Source organism: Brevibacillus parabrevis (assembly GCF_022701015.1).
GTDB lineage: Bacteria > Bacillota > Bacilli > Brevibacillales > Brevibacillaceae > Brevibacillus > Brevibacillus parabrevis.
In genome coordinates, this window is record NZ_CP064090.1 from 5,414,980 (window position 1) to 5,428,217 (window position 13,238).

Sequence of the window (13,238 nt, forward strand, 5' to 3'; positions counted from 1 at the left end):
ACGCTGTATCGTATCCTGCTCGCGCTACTTTCCCTCCCCATTTTCACGCCTGGTGGTTTGCTGTCAGCATCATAAAACTTCTTTAGAAAGAGGGATTGGTATATGCACACTCACGGGGATTCGACGGAACTGCAACTGAAGGGCAGTTTGACCAAACGGTGGATCATTTACTTGGTCGGCATTTATATCCTGACTCTTGGCATAAGCCTGGCGATCCGGGCGGGAATCGGTATTTCGCCGCAGAGCAGCCTTACCCGGACGCTCACTGTCATTTATCCAAACTTGACCCAAGGCACTTATTCTTTCATGCTGGAGCTGCTCATGCTTTTGCTTGCCTTTCTCGTCATGCCAAAGGCGTTCCAGCTCAAGTATTTTGCCGGATTGATCCCGGCGCTTGCCCTCAGCCTGTTTCTCGACCTGAACTTGCTGTTGACCGGCTTCATCCAGCTGGATTTGTACGCGGCAAAAGTCATGCTGCTGATTGTCGCTGACGCGGCTCTCGCCTTTGGACTGTTTCTCATGCTCCAGGCGAACCTGGTCCTGATTCCCGTCGATTTGTTCGTCAATACGCTGTTCCAAAAAACCGGGTGGAAATGGGGGAACATCAAGACCGCATTCGACTGCTCCCTTTTGGTCGCCTCGGCATGTATCGGCCTGCTGTTCCTCGGCGAAATCAAGTTCATCCGCGAAGGAACGATTATCAACGCCATCCTCGTCGGCCAATACATCAAGCTGTACACGCACCTGTACAAAAAATCGCAAGCCGGAAAAGCCCCGCAAAATCCGAATGTCATTAAAAACTAGCCATACCTGTTTGACGGTGAACATACATCCCGTTGCAAACAAAACAAAAGCAAGCCGCTCCTTTTGGTCGGCTTGCTTTTGTCGTTTCCATGATTGCGTGATCGTGCGATTGTGTTTTTGACTTGCTGTTCTGAGAAAATAAAGTACTAGACTGGCGGAGGCGTTAAGCTAAAGGGAAGTGCTGTGGAGCCCTTGAAAGTGAAAATGTCCGTTACCCATTTGGTTTTATAAGCTATCTATACATGTCTTTCGTACCGGGAAATTGTTCACAAATTGTTCACAAATTATTCCAAAACGATTCTTTTAACCCATATTTTTACATGGAAAATATTTATATATTGATAGGGTATCACTTACGAATTAATGAGAGGAAGAATGAAAATCGGATGAAAAAAGTGTATAGTTTTTCACTAGCCCTTGTACTAGCAGCAAGTCTTCTGACACCAGAATTTGCTTCTGCAAAAGATTCCTCTTATGATGAGGTGCTGAAGGAACTGGAAACTGTTAAAGAAGACATTCAAAGGGAGACCGAGTTATCTTTATCGGAGAAGGAGAAGATCAGTAAAGACAGCCACGATCTGGTGAAGGACTATATGGATCAAAATCCCGATATGGATGTTGATGACCTACGTAATCTCCTTACCAGCGTAAAAGAAATTGACAGATACGGTATCTTATAAAGACGATCCCTATTAATCTTATTATAGGCGTGTCAGATTATTTCGACACGCCATTCACACTATTTAACTGCGTCAAAGGAGAATTGAAATGAGAGTTTTTCTCGCTTATTTATTGCTGGTATCAGTTTTTCTTTGGGGATGTACACCGAGTCAACAAATCGATGATGTAGCCTCGTTTTCTCCTCAGAACAAAGGGGAGTACTTATTATTTCATTTCATGTCGCCTTTTGAGGATGAAGGGTACATCGCGGAAGTCGATGCAAAAGGGGAAGTCAAACATAAGCTAACGATTAAAGATGATCATTTTGCGCCATCGGACGTCTTTTACAATCTGAACAATTACTATTTTACAAGCGGTGCTTATTCCAATGACTTTAAGGTAATGGAGTACAATCCGGAAACACGAAAGATCACCTTAATCGATACAAACCAAAATAAATATATTGAGAAATATTACAAAGACGAACAATCCGAATACATCATCACCACATTGGATAAAAACGATAATAATGAGATCTGTGACATTAAAAAGAATAAATGCATGAGCATTGGAGACGGTTATAGTGCACATTCGTTAACGACCCTAGATAATTTTGTCATTGTGCTAGGGGCTAATGACGGGAACAGCAGTATCGTAAAAAAATATAATCGAGACTTCGAATTCTTAGAGGAAATCAAGATGGAGAACACTCCTGCTTACTTCACCTACACAAGTGAAGATCAAAAACTCTACTTATTTATGAAAAATGGCGATATCGTTGAGATAGATAGTAATTTGAAGATTAATACGTACCCAATTAATCTAACGTCAATTTCGAATAACATCAAAGAAGTGAAATATCAAAAGAATGTGATGCTTGATCCGAAACGAATCCTTGTGGACCTAGAGATAAAAGCCGATTCAAAAACAGATATGATCGCAGAGATTTCTTTTGACAACAACGGACCTTCCTTTGAAATCATACACAAAGGGACTGACGAAGATATTCTTAATGTTGACTATACCTCCGGAGAAGTTTTTACTAGATCCAGCGATGGAAAAAATGCTGTTATTTATGTTAGAGACGTGGAAAAGCTTGAACTTCTGCATAGATTAGTTCTATCTAATAAAGATGCGATCTATTTTGTAGATAATATTAAGCAATGAGACGCCCACCTCTAAAGGGGCAACCTGAACCTTCGGTATCAGTGGGGTTCCCGGAAGTACTGGACAGGTACTAATCTTGCCCAAGAACATAAATGTGGGCAGCAATGGGGAATTATTTTTCAATGTCTGATCCGGATATAGCAGTGTAAAGATATCTTTGTTACACTGACAGGATCGATAGTTAAAAAAGCGGCGGCGAGTCTAAGACTTTATTTTCCGGTCTTAGGTCGCCGCTGTTTCATTAATTGGGGTCAGTCTAAAATTTATTTTTCTGAGACTGGAGGTATTTTACTCCAAGAACTTCGTAGGATCAAAAACTCCAGTCTAGAACTTTATTTTCAACGAACACTCTCGCTTACTCGTGCGCCAGTGCAGCTTTGTTCCCGTCCAGCATGGAGGTGCAATGCGGGCAGCGGGTTGCCTTGATCGGAATGGACGTGATGCAGTGCGGGCACTCCTTGGTTGTTACCGGCGCCTGAACGACTTCCTGCTTGCGCTTGAAGCGGTTCAGCTGTTTGATCACGATGAAGATCGAGAAGGCGATAATCAGAAAATCGATGACAGAATTAAGGAAAAGTCCGTAGTTCAGCGTCGCTGCTCCGCCTTTTTTGGCTTCCGCCAGCGTAGGGAAATCTCCGCCGCTCAACGTAATAAACAGATTGGTAAAGTCAACTTTGCCCAGCAACAGACCGATTAACGGCGTAATGATGTCGTTTACGAGCGAGGTCACGATTTTTCCGAAGGCTCCCCCGATGACGACCCCGATAGCGAGATCCAGTACATTGCCTTTTAAAGCAAACTCTTTAAATTCTTTTAACATGCAAATTCCTCCTTAATGTCCCAGTACATGCTGCAAAAAATGTTCGACAAACCGCTCGTGGTCTACTTCCAGGCACACTTGCACATTCGCAGGCTTGGCCGGATTGGCCCGTCTGTCGCCAATCGTGCGGGCATCGCTCGCGCCGCCGGACGTATCCACCTCGACGTGCATCGGCACTTTTTTCACGAAAGTCGGGTCGATCACCACGCCGACCGCCAGCGGATCGTGCAAGCCGCAGCCGCGCAGGTTGCCGACTGTGGCATACGCGTCCATATACACCTGGCACATATCAGCGAACACATGGGCAAGCGGTGTATCCAGCGCTCTCCATTCCCGCAGATGATCGCGGGTGAGCAACGTCTGCATCGTCACATCCAGTCCGACCATCGTCAGCGGGATGCCTGATTGAAACACAAAGGCAGCCGCTTCCGGGTCGGCGCATATATTGGCTTCCGCGACCGGAGTGCGATTGCCGGGCACACTGACCGCTCCGCCCATTACGACGACCTGCTCGATGAGTGTCACGATTTCTGGCGCCGCCATAATCGCCCGGGCGAGGTTCGTCATGCTGCCTACCGTGATCAGCGTGACTTGATGGGGATTCGCCTTGATCGTCGAAATCAGAAACTGCGTGGCGCTCTCTGGCTGCGCAGTTGCAGTCGGTTCAGGCAATACAACGTTGCCAAGCCCGTTTTCCCCGTGAAACAGCCTCGCCTTGCCCGTCAGCTCGCGCACGATCGGACGAGACGATCCCTGGTAGACAGGTATGTGGGTAGCCCCGAGCAGCTCCAGCATTTGCAGCGTATTTTTCGTCGCTTCCTCCACTGTAATGTTCCCGAAGGTCGTGTTGATGCCGCACACTTCTAAATGAGGGGAATGTACGGCGTAAGAGATCGCGAGTGCGTCATCGATTCCCGTATCTACGTCCAGAATGACCTTTTTCATGCTCTGTCCTCCCCCTCCGTCAGCTGCCAGACCCAAGTTTCGATCGCTTCGGATTGTATCGCCATGCAGACGTCGGCATCTGTTCCTGCACTTGGCTTTGCCCGCAGGTCGGCAATAAGAGCGCCGCGAGACAGTAGGCTGTGGCAATCGATGCTCAGCTTCAGCCGCTCGGTTTCGATCTGCTCAGGCGCTACAGCCGCAATCATCGCTCCCAGCACGCTTTTTACAGTGCCTGCTTTTCCAGTGGCTGTGGTTCCCCTTACCGTTTTCGCCAACAACGCCGCCTGTTCATCCGTCAAGCCGAGCGATTCGGTCGCATCAAGCGGAACGAACAAAAGCGGCCCTTTCGCAGCGAGAACAAAAGCAGCAGCCTCCGGGTCGGCATGCAAATTGGCTTCCGCAATAGCCGTCACATCTCCCGGCACGCGGATCGCTCCCCCGCGCACGACGATTCGCTGCACAGCTTGCAGCCACTCAGGCTTTCTGGCAATCGCCTTCGCCACGGTCGTCAGACGCCCTAAAGTAACGAGCGTGAGCGGGTTGTCCGGATCGGGCACAAGCTCAGTCAAAAAGGTGACCGCTTCACTGGTCATGACGGAATCAGCCGCGCGATCGGCTTCCCCGCGAAATAGCGGCTGTTGCGTTCCTGCCATGACAGGAATCTCTTCACCTGGCCGAACCTGATCTACCAGTCTGCGTGCCAGCTGGATGCCGCGATCTGGCTCGGCATCGCTCACGATAATTCCGCTCACTTGAACCTTTGGCGACTGTAGTGCATACAACAGCCCTATCGCTTGATCGGAGTCACCGCTAAAATCGATCAGCAGCCGCTGTTTTGATGCCATGGCTCTCAACTCCCGCATTGGTCTATGTCTTTTTTTGCAAAATGTGCTGTACTTATGCTAACGAAATCGGCAGCAGTCGTCAAATGTCAGCACACTTGCGCCAGCTATCCTCTTGCATCGCGAGGCAGTCTATTTTACACTTATCTTTATATTCGACAAAGTTCGTCAACTTCCATTTTGTAGGTTATACTCATTCTCCTGCGATTCGACAATCTTCACAAAAGGAGCAAGCGACATGCCCTCTGTGGAAAACCACCCGACTGACTCGATTTCCCTCGCCAAACAGCATTTGCTTCGCGCGATTATCCAATCCAAAACAAAGCCTTATTTACCCGTGTGGGGCGAGCTTTTTACCGCTTTGCGGGACATCGCCAAAACTGGGCGGCAACGCCGGGAAAACATCCGCCTCTATCTTCTTCAGCCAACAGGCTCCCTCTGGTATTTGCACAAGGAAGACTGTTTTCACGCCGATCTTCCCGATCCCGGAATCTCTATTTCGCTCTCACAGGAGCAGTTGATTGACGCCCTGTTGAAAGGCAGCTTTTCCCCCAAGACACCCGCATCGTAACAGCCAGCCAGATGAGCAACTTCGGGTGGCTGTTTGCTGTTTTTGGACAACAAAAAACCCAGGATATGCTCCTGGGAAGGGTAGTACGGAAGTATTCACGTGAATACGATTATTGTATATCCAAGTACCTATCGGGTCTAGCTGTATGTTTAGGCAAAAAAACCTGTTCTATCCACCTGCAAAGCCACATTCGCCCGCTCTTGAAAAAAAGTAGGCGGCCCTCCTGCACAGTTTGGGTACCGCCATCCCGAACTTCCCCAAGTTCGTTCATATTGGAATTGTACTATGAAACTCTTCTATCGAAAAGTGTCAGGTTTTGTTTTATAGCGAAATAGTGGGAAAATAGATAGAAAAAGCGGAAAAATAGCGAACCCCTGACCCGACTATCCGATCAGGGATTCCCTGCTACTTCGTATCCTTGTCCATCACATCAGCAGCTCTCGGCCCAAAGATGATGTACAAATAGACGTATTGGCTGACACTGACTCGCGGAAAGACGAAGGCGACGCCCGCTTTCCCCGCATGCTGCCTGACAACATACCGCAATTTGCTCGTTTTCAGCCGTTTCAAGATGCGCACTGCTTCTCGCCACGACACGGAAAATTGGACGTTTTTCTCCATCTGTACAAACACCTCACCGAAGCTAGTATGCCCCGATTGGAAAAAATACACACTTACTCATACCGCAGCGCATCGATCGGCTTTAACTGGGCTGCCTTGCGCGCTGGATAGACACCGAAGATGACGCCGACCAATGACGAGGTCAAAAAGGCGTACAAAATCGGGGTGAGACTGATCGAGGTCGAAAGCGATCCGAGCTTGCTGATCAACAGCGCCGCCCCTACACCGAAGGCGATCCCTAAAATGCCGCCAATCAGGCTGAGAGTGACCGCCTCGATCAAAAACTGGCGCAAAATGTCTCGGCGCTTGGCTCCGATCGCCTTGCGAATGCCGATTTCCCGGGTGCGCTCCGTCACGGACACCAGCATGATGTTCATGACGCCTATCCCGCCGACAATAAGCGAGATCGCGGCAATGCCGGACAACAGCGCCGTCATGGAGCTGGACACTTCCTGCGCTGTGCTCAAAATGTCGGACTGGGAGGTAATGCGGAAATCATCTTCTTTTTGCGGCCGCAAGTTATGTTTGGCGCGCAACGTCTGGCGGATGTCTTGCTGCGCTTTGTCCATGACATCAGAGGAAGCAGCGGACACGTAGATCGTGCCGACATTTTTGCCCCCCGTCAGACGGCTCATTGCGGTCGTAATCGGAATAAGGATTCTGTCGTCATTGTTCGTCATCCCCGAGCTGCCCTGACTTTTCAACACCCCGATGATTGTAAAAGGAACCCGGTTGATTTGAACGGTCTGCCCGATCGGGTTTGTCGTCGCGTTTTTGAACAGATTGCTGACGACCTCGGTCCCGACGACAGCCACGTTGAACTGCCTCGTCACCTCGAAGTTCGAGAAAAAGCGTCCCTGCGCTACTTCCGCATTGCGGACTTGCAGGAAGTCAGCAGTCGTTCCCTCCAGTGAGCTGGAGTAGTTGTTGCTTCCCCAGACGATTTGCGCGCGTCCGTTGACGCTCGGTGCCACTCCCGCGACCGAATCGTTCTCGGCGATCGCTTCGGCATCAGCCATCGTCAGCGTATTCAGCGACCCGGCCCCGAGGCTTACCCTGCCTTGTGTCGCCTGTCCCGGCGAGACGATCAAAAGATTGCTCCCCAGTCCGTTGATTTGGGAAGCGACAGAAGAAGACGTTCCTTCCCCGATCGCAACCATGGCAATAACGGCTGCCACCCCGATAATAATCCCCAGCATCGTGAGCACAGAGCGCAAGCCATTTGCCCGGATGCTGCGAAACGAAACACGTACACATTCAATCAAGCTCATGTTCTCACTTCCTCTGCCTGCGCTATTCTGCGCTCTTGTACCACTTCATTGGAAATGATCTGACCGTCGCGAAAACGGACGATCCGTTTGGCATACTCGGCAATGTCCGGCTCATGCGTGACGAGAATCACCGTCTTGCCTGCGTCATTCAGCCGCTGGAAAATTCCCATGATCTCTTCGCTCGTCTTCGTATCCAATGCACCCGTCGGTTCGTCCGCGAGCAAGATAACCGGATCGTTGACCAGTGCCCGGGCAATCGACACCCGCTGCTGCTGGCCGCCAGACAGCTCATTCGGCTTATTGTTCAGCCGCTCGGCCAGTCCTACGCTGATGAGTGCCTTGATCGCTCTCTCCCGCCGCTCTTTGGCTGACGCACCGCCGTACAGAAGCGGCAGCTCCACGTTTTCTACCGCGGTCGTGCGCGGGAGCAAGTTGAAATTTTGAAAAACAAATCCGATCTTCTGATTGCGGATTACAGCCAGCTCGTCATCGTGAGCCAAAGACACAGGCTGCCCGTCCAAATAAAACTCTCCCGAGGTCGGTTTATCGAGGCAGCCGATGACGTTCATCATCGACGACTTGCCTGAGCCGGACGGCCCCATGATCGCCACGAAGTCGCCCTCGTCAATCGTCAGGCTGACGCCCCGCAAAGCCATAATCTCCTGGTCGCCAATCTGATACTGTTTCTTCAAGTCTTCGATTTGAATGACTGGTCTCATCTTTTATCGACCCCTCATCTGGACGCCGCCTCCGCCGCTAGGGAAGCCTCCGCCCATCCCCGGGAATCCGCTTCCGCCCATGCGCATATTACCCGAGTTGGCGGACGTTGAGGTTGTGCTTGTGCTGACCGGGATGACGACCCGATCGCCTTCTTTCAAGCCTTCCAAAACCTCTACCCGATCCGCCGCAAAAAATCCGATTTTGATCGGTGTGAAATGGTACGGCATCGACGCCATTCTGTTGGCCCGCTCACTTCTCGGCTTTTCTTGCGACTTGTCGGCAGCTTCCGTTTTTGTCTCAGTCTGCGCAGCCGTTGCGGTTGCATTTGCCGCCGTACCCGAACGCTCTCCGGCCATCAGGTAGACGCCGTCCTTGCCGTTTTGCGTTTGCAGGGCAGCAGCTGGCACGTAGAGCACATCCTTGTGCGTCCCAAGCTCAATCGTCACGTTCATCGTCATTCCGATCTTCAGCTTGTTGTCTTTGTTTGCCACAGACAGCAGCACATCATAGCTCGTCACACCCGAATCGGTTTTCGCCTCGGGGTAAATCAGCTTGACCTTGCCTGTAAAAGTATCATCCGTATAAGAGCTGGTCGTAAAAGACACAGGCAGACCTTCTTTTACTTTTCCGATGTCGCTCTGGCTGATTTGCGCCAGCACCTCAAGGTCACCCGAGTTGGAATTATCCATAATAATAAAATCATTACCGGGAATTTCACCTACGTTGCCATTCAACTGAACGATCACCCCGTCCATCGGCGCTTTCAGTGTCACAGCATTCAAAGCCTTCTGCGCTTTTTGCAGCTCGGCTTTCGCCTGCTCTACCGCTGCCTTCGCTGCGAGGATCGTCGCAGAATCCGGGCCTTCATTCGCTTCTTTCAAAGCTTCTTGCGCCGTCTGGTAGGCTGCCTCCGCCTGATCGACTTTGACGCTGGACTGCGAGGTCGTCTGTCCGGCTGTCAATGTAGCGGAGTTGTAGTCGCGCTTCGCTTGCTCCAGGGAGTCACTCGCGTTGTCGTATTCGGTCTGCGAGATGGCTCCTGCCGCAAACAGCGCTTTTTGCGAGTCAAATGTCTTCTGCGCATTTTCGAGCGCGGCCTTGGCCTTCGCTACATCGTTTGTCGCCTTTTTCCCGTCGATGTTTTGCTTGGCCAGCTCAAGCTCGCTTTTCGCTTGAGTGACCGCAGCCTGGAGCGAGGCAATTTCCGCTGTGCTCTTGCGCTTTTGCGCATCTTCCAGCTTGGCTTGCGCGGACAACAGATTAGCCTGCGCATTCGTCACCTGGATTTTCGCCACGGAATCATCCATCGTTGCCAGCACCTGTCCCGCTTTGACCTGGTCACCGATTTTCACCTGGATGGTCGAGATGGAATCTTTGGCGTCCTCTGCGTCTGAGAACGATAGCGAGGAACGCTTGGAAGCCTGAACGGTCCCGGATGCCAGCACGGTTTCGGAGACGTCGCCTTTTTGGACCGTGACAACCTGAAAAGCTGCTTGCGCCTGCTCAGGGGTCACAAACGCTTTGTATCCATACACGCCCCCTCCCGCGATCACCGCGACCGCCAGTCCGGCGATGAGCCATTTCTTCTTGCTATTTCGCGCCGCCGAAAACAACGTCCGTTTCTTCTCCGATTGCGTCACATCAAATCCTCCTGCCTTGTGCGTAATAAGCGGGAAACACCTTGTCTTCCCTGTTGCGATCAATATACGGAACGAATACGTCAGGGATAAGTCAGATGAATGGGAATGATGTGAAAAACGACCAGCCGATTTGGCATGGTCGCTTGTGGCAAGCCTATGTTATTGATGCAAAACAAGGGTGAAGGTACTGCCGTCCTTGGAGCTTTCCGCAAGCAGCAGCTTGCCCCCGAGCGCCTGCGCGATCATTTTGCTAAAAGACAAGCCCAGCCCCAGCCCGCGAACGACCTGCTTCTTTTCCTCGCCACGGTAAAACCGCTCGAAAATCAGTGGCTGCTCCGCCTCCGGGATTCCTTGCCCCGTATCTTTGACATCTACGCGAATTTCTTCGCCGACCACCGAAAGCGACACGTCGATCTTCCCTCGCGAGCCCATCGCTTGTGCCGCATTGTTCAGCAGATTGTACAAAATTTGCTGCACACGCAACGGGTCCGTGTTCACGATGATCGGTTCGGCTGGCTTCTGGATGGACAGCTCGATCTGCTCCGCCTCCTGCATAATCTGCCACTGGTGCGTAATTTCCTGCACCAGCTCGTACATGTTTTGCTGCTCGCGGCGAATGCGGATATCCCCGACCGCAAACGAATTGAAGTCGAGCAAATCCTCCACCATTTTTTGCAGGCGTACGGTTTCCTTCGCGCATATCTCCAAAAATTCCTTGGCTTCCTCGCCGCTGACGATATCATCCTTGACCGCCTGTACCAGCCCGCTAATCGACGTGACAGGCGTTTTCAGCTCGTGCGTGACTCCTGCCAGCAATTCGGTGCGCATCAGCTCCAGCTGCCGCAAGCGATCAGCCATCTCCTTGAACGAATGAATCAGCTCGTCAATTTCCTCTTCGCGCCTGTCTTTCTCGAAGTGAATCTCGTAGTTGCCCATGACGATTTGCTTGGCCGCGTCTGCTACGTCCTTGATCGGGGTAGACAGCTTTTTCGTCAACAAATAGATGACGAGCCAGCCGAGCAGTCCGAGACTGATCAGCATGATGAACATCAACTGAAACTCGGTCGTGCTGCGCATCAAGTCTTGCTTCGGGGTAAAAAGCATGACCCAGCCGACAGTTTGCTGGTTGACCCGGATGCTTTTTTTCACGAACAGCAACTCTTCGCCGCGTTCCAGCTTCACCTGTGACATGCTTTCGTCTGCTTCCACCAGGTCTTGGGCCATCCGCCGCAGTTCAGAGTTGAGCGGATCACGCCCGCCAAACACGGCGCGATGATTGGCATCCAAAATGACCATGAACGGTTTGTAATTGACGCGCAGCGACTCTTGCCGACTGTCGAGCAGGCGGAACAAAAACGGCGAGATGACGACTTTTCCGTCCGCATCCACGACGCGGTCCGATACTTCCGCCGCCATCAAGCGCATGAAGTCGAGCCGCTTTTGCTTTTCGCTGTAGTTGATCCAGAAGCTGGAAGCGATACCGATGACCAACAGGCCGATGCAAAGCGTAATCAAATACCGGGTCGTCCAATACCGGAACAAAGTAATCCGCTTTTTCTCACTCATAGACACATAGCTTGTAACCCAAGCCGCGGTACGTGCGAATTTCCCCTTCAGAAGCCGGCCAGTTCTCCAACGATCGGCGAATCCGCTTGATGGCGAGATCGACGGCCCGGTCGCTTCCCTCGTAATCCATCCCCCACACTTGCTCGATCAGCTGCTCGCGGGTAAATGTCTGGTTTTTGTATTGGGCGAGAAACAAAAACAGGGACAAGTCTTTCGGCGTAAACGCCAACTCAATGCCATGCAACGTAACCGTGTACGCCTTGAAATCGACTTTGAGACTGCCAAACTGCTTGACCTGATCGCCCTCGATAATTTGCTTGGAGCGGCGAAGCACAGCCTTGACCCGCGCAACGACTTCATCCGCGATAAACGGCTTGGTAATGTAATCGTCGGCTCCTTGCTCCAGCCCGGCGAGCTTGTTGTCGATATGCCCGAGTGCCGTCAGCATGATGACGGGACAAGAACTTTTGGAACGTATGTATTCTAGGAGACTCCACCCGCTTCGTCCTGGCAGCATGACGTCCAGAAGGACCAGCGCCGGGTTGAAGGCATCGAATTTGCTCTGGGCTTCGTCTCCGGTAAAAGCCTGTTCGACCTGGAACTGATGCTTCTCCAGATACGCTTTTAGTACCCGAGAGATGGGCAGTTCGTCTTCCACGATCAAGATGTTTGTCATTGCACTTTCTCTCCCCTCGAAAACGACAGGTCTTCCCTCTCTAGCGTAGGACATGAATATGTCAAGCAAATGTCTAGATCAATAGCTAGACTGGCATTAAAATGAAGAAAGCTGTAGTAGATTTGGGGAGGCTATACTTATGAAACGTTTGACCGAGGAAGAAAAAACCGGACTGTACAAGGCGATCAGCAATCGGCGGGATATTCGCACTTTTCGCCGCGACCCGGTTCCGCCTGAAAAAGTTGCCATGATTCTCGCCGCTGCTCACCACGCTCCTTCCGTCGGCTTCATGCAGCCGTGGAATTTCATTCTCGTGGAGGATGAGCAAATCAAGCAGGAGCTGGCAGACTGTGCAGACAAAGAACGTCGGGCGCTCGCGATCCACTACGAGGGAACCGGCCGCGAATCGGCTTTTCTCGACTTGAAAATTCAAGGGATCAAAGAAGCTCCCATTACGATCTGCGTCACCTGTGATCCGACGCGGGGCGGCGACCACGTCCTCGGACGCAATTCCATCCCCGAGACAGATATCATGTCTGTCAGCTGCGCCATCCAGAACATGTGGCTGGCAGCGTATGCCGAAGACTTGGCGATGGGCTGGGTGAGCTTTTACAAAAAAGCAGACGTCCGCCGCATTTTGCACATCCCGCCGCACATCGATCCGGTTGCCTTGCTATCGATTGGCTATACAGACCACTACCCGGATCGGCCGCTTTTAGAGCTACACAAATGGGCACAGCGGCAAGACTTGCAACAACTGATCTATCGCAACAGCTGGGGAGAAAGTGCCCGGCACGCACAAAAAGGGCTGCCGGAAAACTAGGCAGCCCCAATCAAAGTGGAGGGTAGTACGTGAATCTCGGTATGTTCCTGACGTAACTACCCTGCCCGCAAGTTTCAGCGAAAAGCCGACTTGCTCACATGGAACTACGAAA

14 protein-coding genes are annotated in these 13,238 nt (G+C 51.4%); 5 read left to right on the forward strand and 9 right to left on the reverse strand.

What is annotated here, in order from left to right; all coding sequences use genetic code 11:
• Positions 1-102: 102 nt before the first annotated feature.
• From IRJ17_RS24890 to IRJ17_RS24900, 3 genes are all read left to right on the forward strand, one after another.
• Positions 103-804 (forward strand): YczE/YyaS/YitT family protein, encoded by a 702-nt coding sequence (locus IRJ17_RS24890; RefSeq protein ID WP_063228618.1) that lies wholly within the window; start codon positions 103-105, stop codon positions 802-804.
• A 386-nt stretch (positions 805-1,190) separates the two neighbouring features.
• Positions 1,191-1,484 (forward strand): hypothetical protein, encoded by a 294-nt coding sequence (locus IRJ17_RS24895; RefSeq protein ID WP_242772217.1) that lies wholly within the window; start codon positions 1,191-1,193, stop codon positions 1,482-1,484.
• 88 nt (positions 1,485-1,572) lie between these two features.
• Positions 1,573-2,631 carry a hypothetical protein gene (locus IRJ17_RS24900; RefSeq protein WP_173596158.1) on the forward strand — a complete coding sequence of 353 codons (1,059 nt, stop codon included), beginning with the start codon at positions 1,573-1,575 and terminating at the stop codon, positions 2,629-2,631.
• A 355-nt stretch (positions 2,632-2,986) separates the two neighbouring features.
• Here IRJ17_RS24900 and mscL read toward each other — a convergent pair whose 3' ends face one another.
• The 3 genes from mscL to IRJ17_RS24915 are packed head-to-tail and all read right to left on the reverse strand — an operon-like array spanning position 2,987 to position 5,241.
• Positions 2,987-3,451, reverse strand: a complete 465-nt coding sequence (mscL, locus tag IRJ17_RS24905; RefSeq protein ID WP_063228617.1) for a large-conductance mechanosensitive channel protein MscL — start codon at positions 3,449-3,451, stop codon at positions 2,987-2,989.
• Between the two features lie 12 nt (positions 3,452-3,463).
• Positions 3,464-4,396 carry a nucleoside hydrolase gene (locus IRJ17_RS24910; RefSeq protein ID WP_242772218.1) on the reverse strand — a complete coding sequence of 311 codons (933 nt, stop codon included), beginning with the start codon at positions 4,394-4,396 and terminating at the stop codon, positions 3,464-3,466.
• Positions 4,393-5,241 carry a nucleoside hydrolase gene (locus IRJ17_RS24915; protein ID WP_242772219.1) on the reverse strand — a complete coding sequence of 283 codons (849 nt, stop codon included), beginning with the start codon at positions 5,239-5,241 and terminating at the stop codon, positions 4,393-4,395. The genes IRJ17_RS24910 and IRJ17_RS24915 overlap by 4 nt, the downstream gene beginning before the upstream one ends.
• Before the next feature lie 235 nt (positions 5,242-5,476).
• On the opposite strand from IRJ17_RS24915, the gene IRJ17_RS24920 reads away from it, so the two are divergent.
• On the forward strand, positions 5,477-5,809 hold the full coding sequence (locus IRJ17_RS24920) for a protein kinase family protein (RefSeq protein WP_173596155.1): 333 nt from the start codon (positions 5,477-5,479) through the stop codon (positions 5,807-5,809).
• A gap of 405 nt (positions 5,810-6,214) precedes the next feature.
• Here IRJ17_RS24920 and IRJ17_RS24925 read toward each other — a convergent pair whose 3' ends face one another.
• The 6 genes from IRJ17_RS24925 to IRJ17_RS24950 all read right to left on the reverse strand — a co-directional run bounded on the left by IRJ17_RS24925 (position 6,215) and on the right by IRJ17_RS24950 (position 12,303).
• On the reverse strand, positions 6,215-6,430 hold the full coding sequence (locus tag IRJ17_RS24925; RefSeq protein ID WP_063228613.1) for a hypothetical protein: 216 nt from the start codon (positions 6,428-6,430) through the stop codon (positions 6,215-6,217).
• A 53-nt stretch (positions 6,431-6,483) separates the two neighbouring features.
• The gene (locus IRJ17_RS24930) at positions 6,484-7,701 is read right to left on the reverse strand and encodes an ABC transporter permease (protein WP_122963044.1); all 1,218 of its coding nucleotides are present in this window, start codon (positions 7,699-7,701) and stop codon (positions 6,484-6,486) included.
• Positions 7,698-8,420, reverse strand: a complete 723-nt coding sequence (locus IRJ17_RS24935; protein ID WP_122963043.1) for an ABC transporter ATP-binding protein — start codon at positions 8,418-8,420, stop codon at positions 7,698-7,700. The genes IRJ17_RS24930 and IRJ17_RS24935 overlap by 4 nt, the downstream gene beginning before the upstream one ends.
• A 3-nt stretch (positions 8,421-8,423) precedes the next feature.
• Positions 8,424-10,061 carry an efflux RND transporter periplasmic adaptor subunit gene (locus IRJ17_RS24940; protein WP_173598390.1) on the reverse strand — a complete coding sequence of 546 codons (1,638 nt, stop codon included), beginning with the start codon at positions 10,059-10,061 and terminating at the stop codon, positions 8,424-8,426.
• 159 nt (positions 10,062-10,220) lie between these two features.
• Positions 10,221-11,627 (reverse strand): HAMP domain-containing sensor histidine kinase, encoded by a 1,407-nt coding sequence (locus IRJ17_RS24945; RefSeq protein ID WP_122963041.1) that lies wholly within the window; start codon positions 11,625-11,627, stop codon positions 10,221-10,223.
• Positions 11,620-12,303, reverse strand: a complete 684-nt coding sequence (locus IRJ17_RS24950; RefSeq protein ID WP_122963040.1) for a response regulator transcription factor — start codon at positions 12,301-12,303, stop codon at positions 11,620-11,622. The genes IRJ17_RS24945 and IRJ17_RS24950 overlap by 8 nt, the downstream gene beginning before the upstream one ends.
• 139 nt (positions 12,304-12,442) lie before the next feature.
• Between IRJ17_RS24950 and bluB the strand changes: the two genes are divergently transcribed.
• The gene (gene bluB / locus IRJ17_RS24955; protein ID WP_063228607.1) at positions 12,443-13,126 is read left to right on the forward strand and encodes a 5,6-dimethylbenzimidazole synthase; all 684 of its coding nucleotides are present in this window, start codon (positions 12,443-12,445) and stop codon (positions 13,124-13,126) included.
• Positions 13,127-13,238: the final 112 nt, after the last annotated feature.

What these genes read in the sequence shown, in the direction of transcription:
- IRJ17_RS24910 (WP_242772218.1), bottom strand. Translation starts at nt 4,396, where the DNA reads ATGAAAAAGGTCATTCTGGACGTAGATACGGGAATCGATGACGCACTC.
- mscL (WP_063228617.1), bottom strand. Translation starts at nt 3,451, where the DNA reads ATGTTAAAAGAATTTAAAGAGTTTGCTTTAAAAGGCAATGTACTGGAT.
- IRJ17_RS24890 (WP_063228618.1), top strand. Translation starts at nt 103, where the DNA reads ATGCACACTCACGGGGATTCGACGGAACTGCAACTGAAGGGCAGTTTG.
- IRJ17_RS24920 (WP_173596155.1), top strand. Translation starts at nt 5,477, where the DNA reads ATGCCCTCTGTGGAAAACCACCCGACTGACTCGATTTCCCTCGCCAAA.
- IRJ17_RS24930 (WP_122963044.1), bottom strand. Translation starts at nt 7,701, where the DNA reads ATGAGCTTGATTGAATGTGTACGTGTTTCGTTTCGCAGCATCCGGGCA.
- IRJ17_RS24935 (WP_122963043.1), bottom strand. Translation starts at nt 8,420, where the DNA reads ATGAGACCAGTCATTCAAATCGAAGACTTGAAGAAACAGTATCAGATT.
- IRJ17_RS24900 (WP_173596158.1), top strand. Translation starts at nt 1,573, where the DNA reads ATGAGAGTTTTTCTCGCTTATTTATTGCTGGTATCAGTTTTTCTTTGG.
- IRJ17_RS24925 (WP_063228613.1), bottom strand. Translation starts at nt 6,430, where the DNA reads ATGGAGAAAAACGTCCAATTTTCCGTGTCGTGGCGAGAAGCAGTGCGC.
- bluB (WP_063228607.1), top strand. Translation starts at nt 12,443, where the DNA reads ATGAAACGTTTGACCGAGGAAGAAAAAACCGGACTGTACAAGGCGATC.
- IRJ17_RS24895 (WP_242772217.1), top strand. Translation starts at nt 1,191, where the DNA reads ATGAAAAAAGTGTATAGTTTTTCACTAGCCCTTGTACTAGCAGCAAGT.
- IRJ17_RS24945 (WP_122963041.1), bottom strand. Translation starts at nt 11,627, where the DNA reads ATGAGTGAGAAAAAGCGGATTACTTTGTTCCGGTATTGGACGACCCGG.
- IRJ17_RS24950 (WP_122963040.1), bottom strand. Translation starts at nt 12,303, where the DNA reads ATGACAAACATCTTGATCGTGGAAGACGAACTGCCCATCTCTCGGGTA.
- IRJ17_RS24915 (WP_242772219.1), bottom strand. Translation starts at nt 5,241, where the DNA reads ATGGCATCAAAACAGCGGCTGCTGATCGATTTTAGCGGTGACTCCGAT.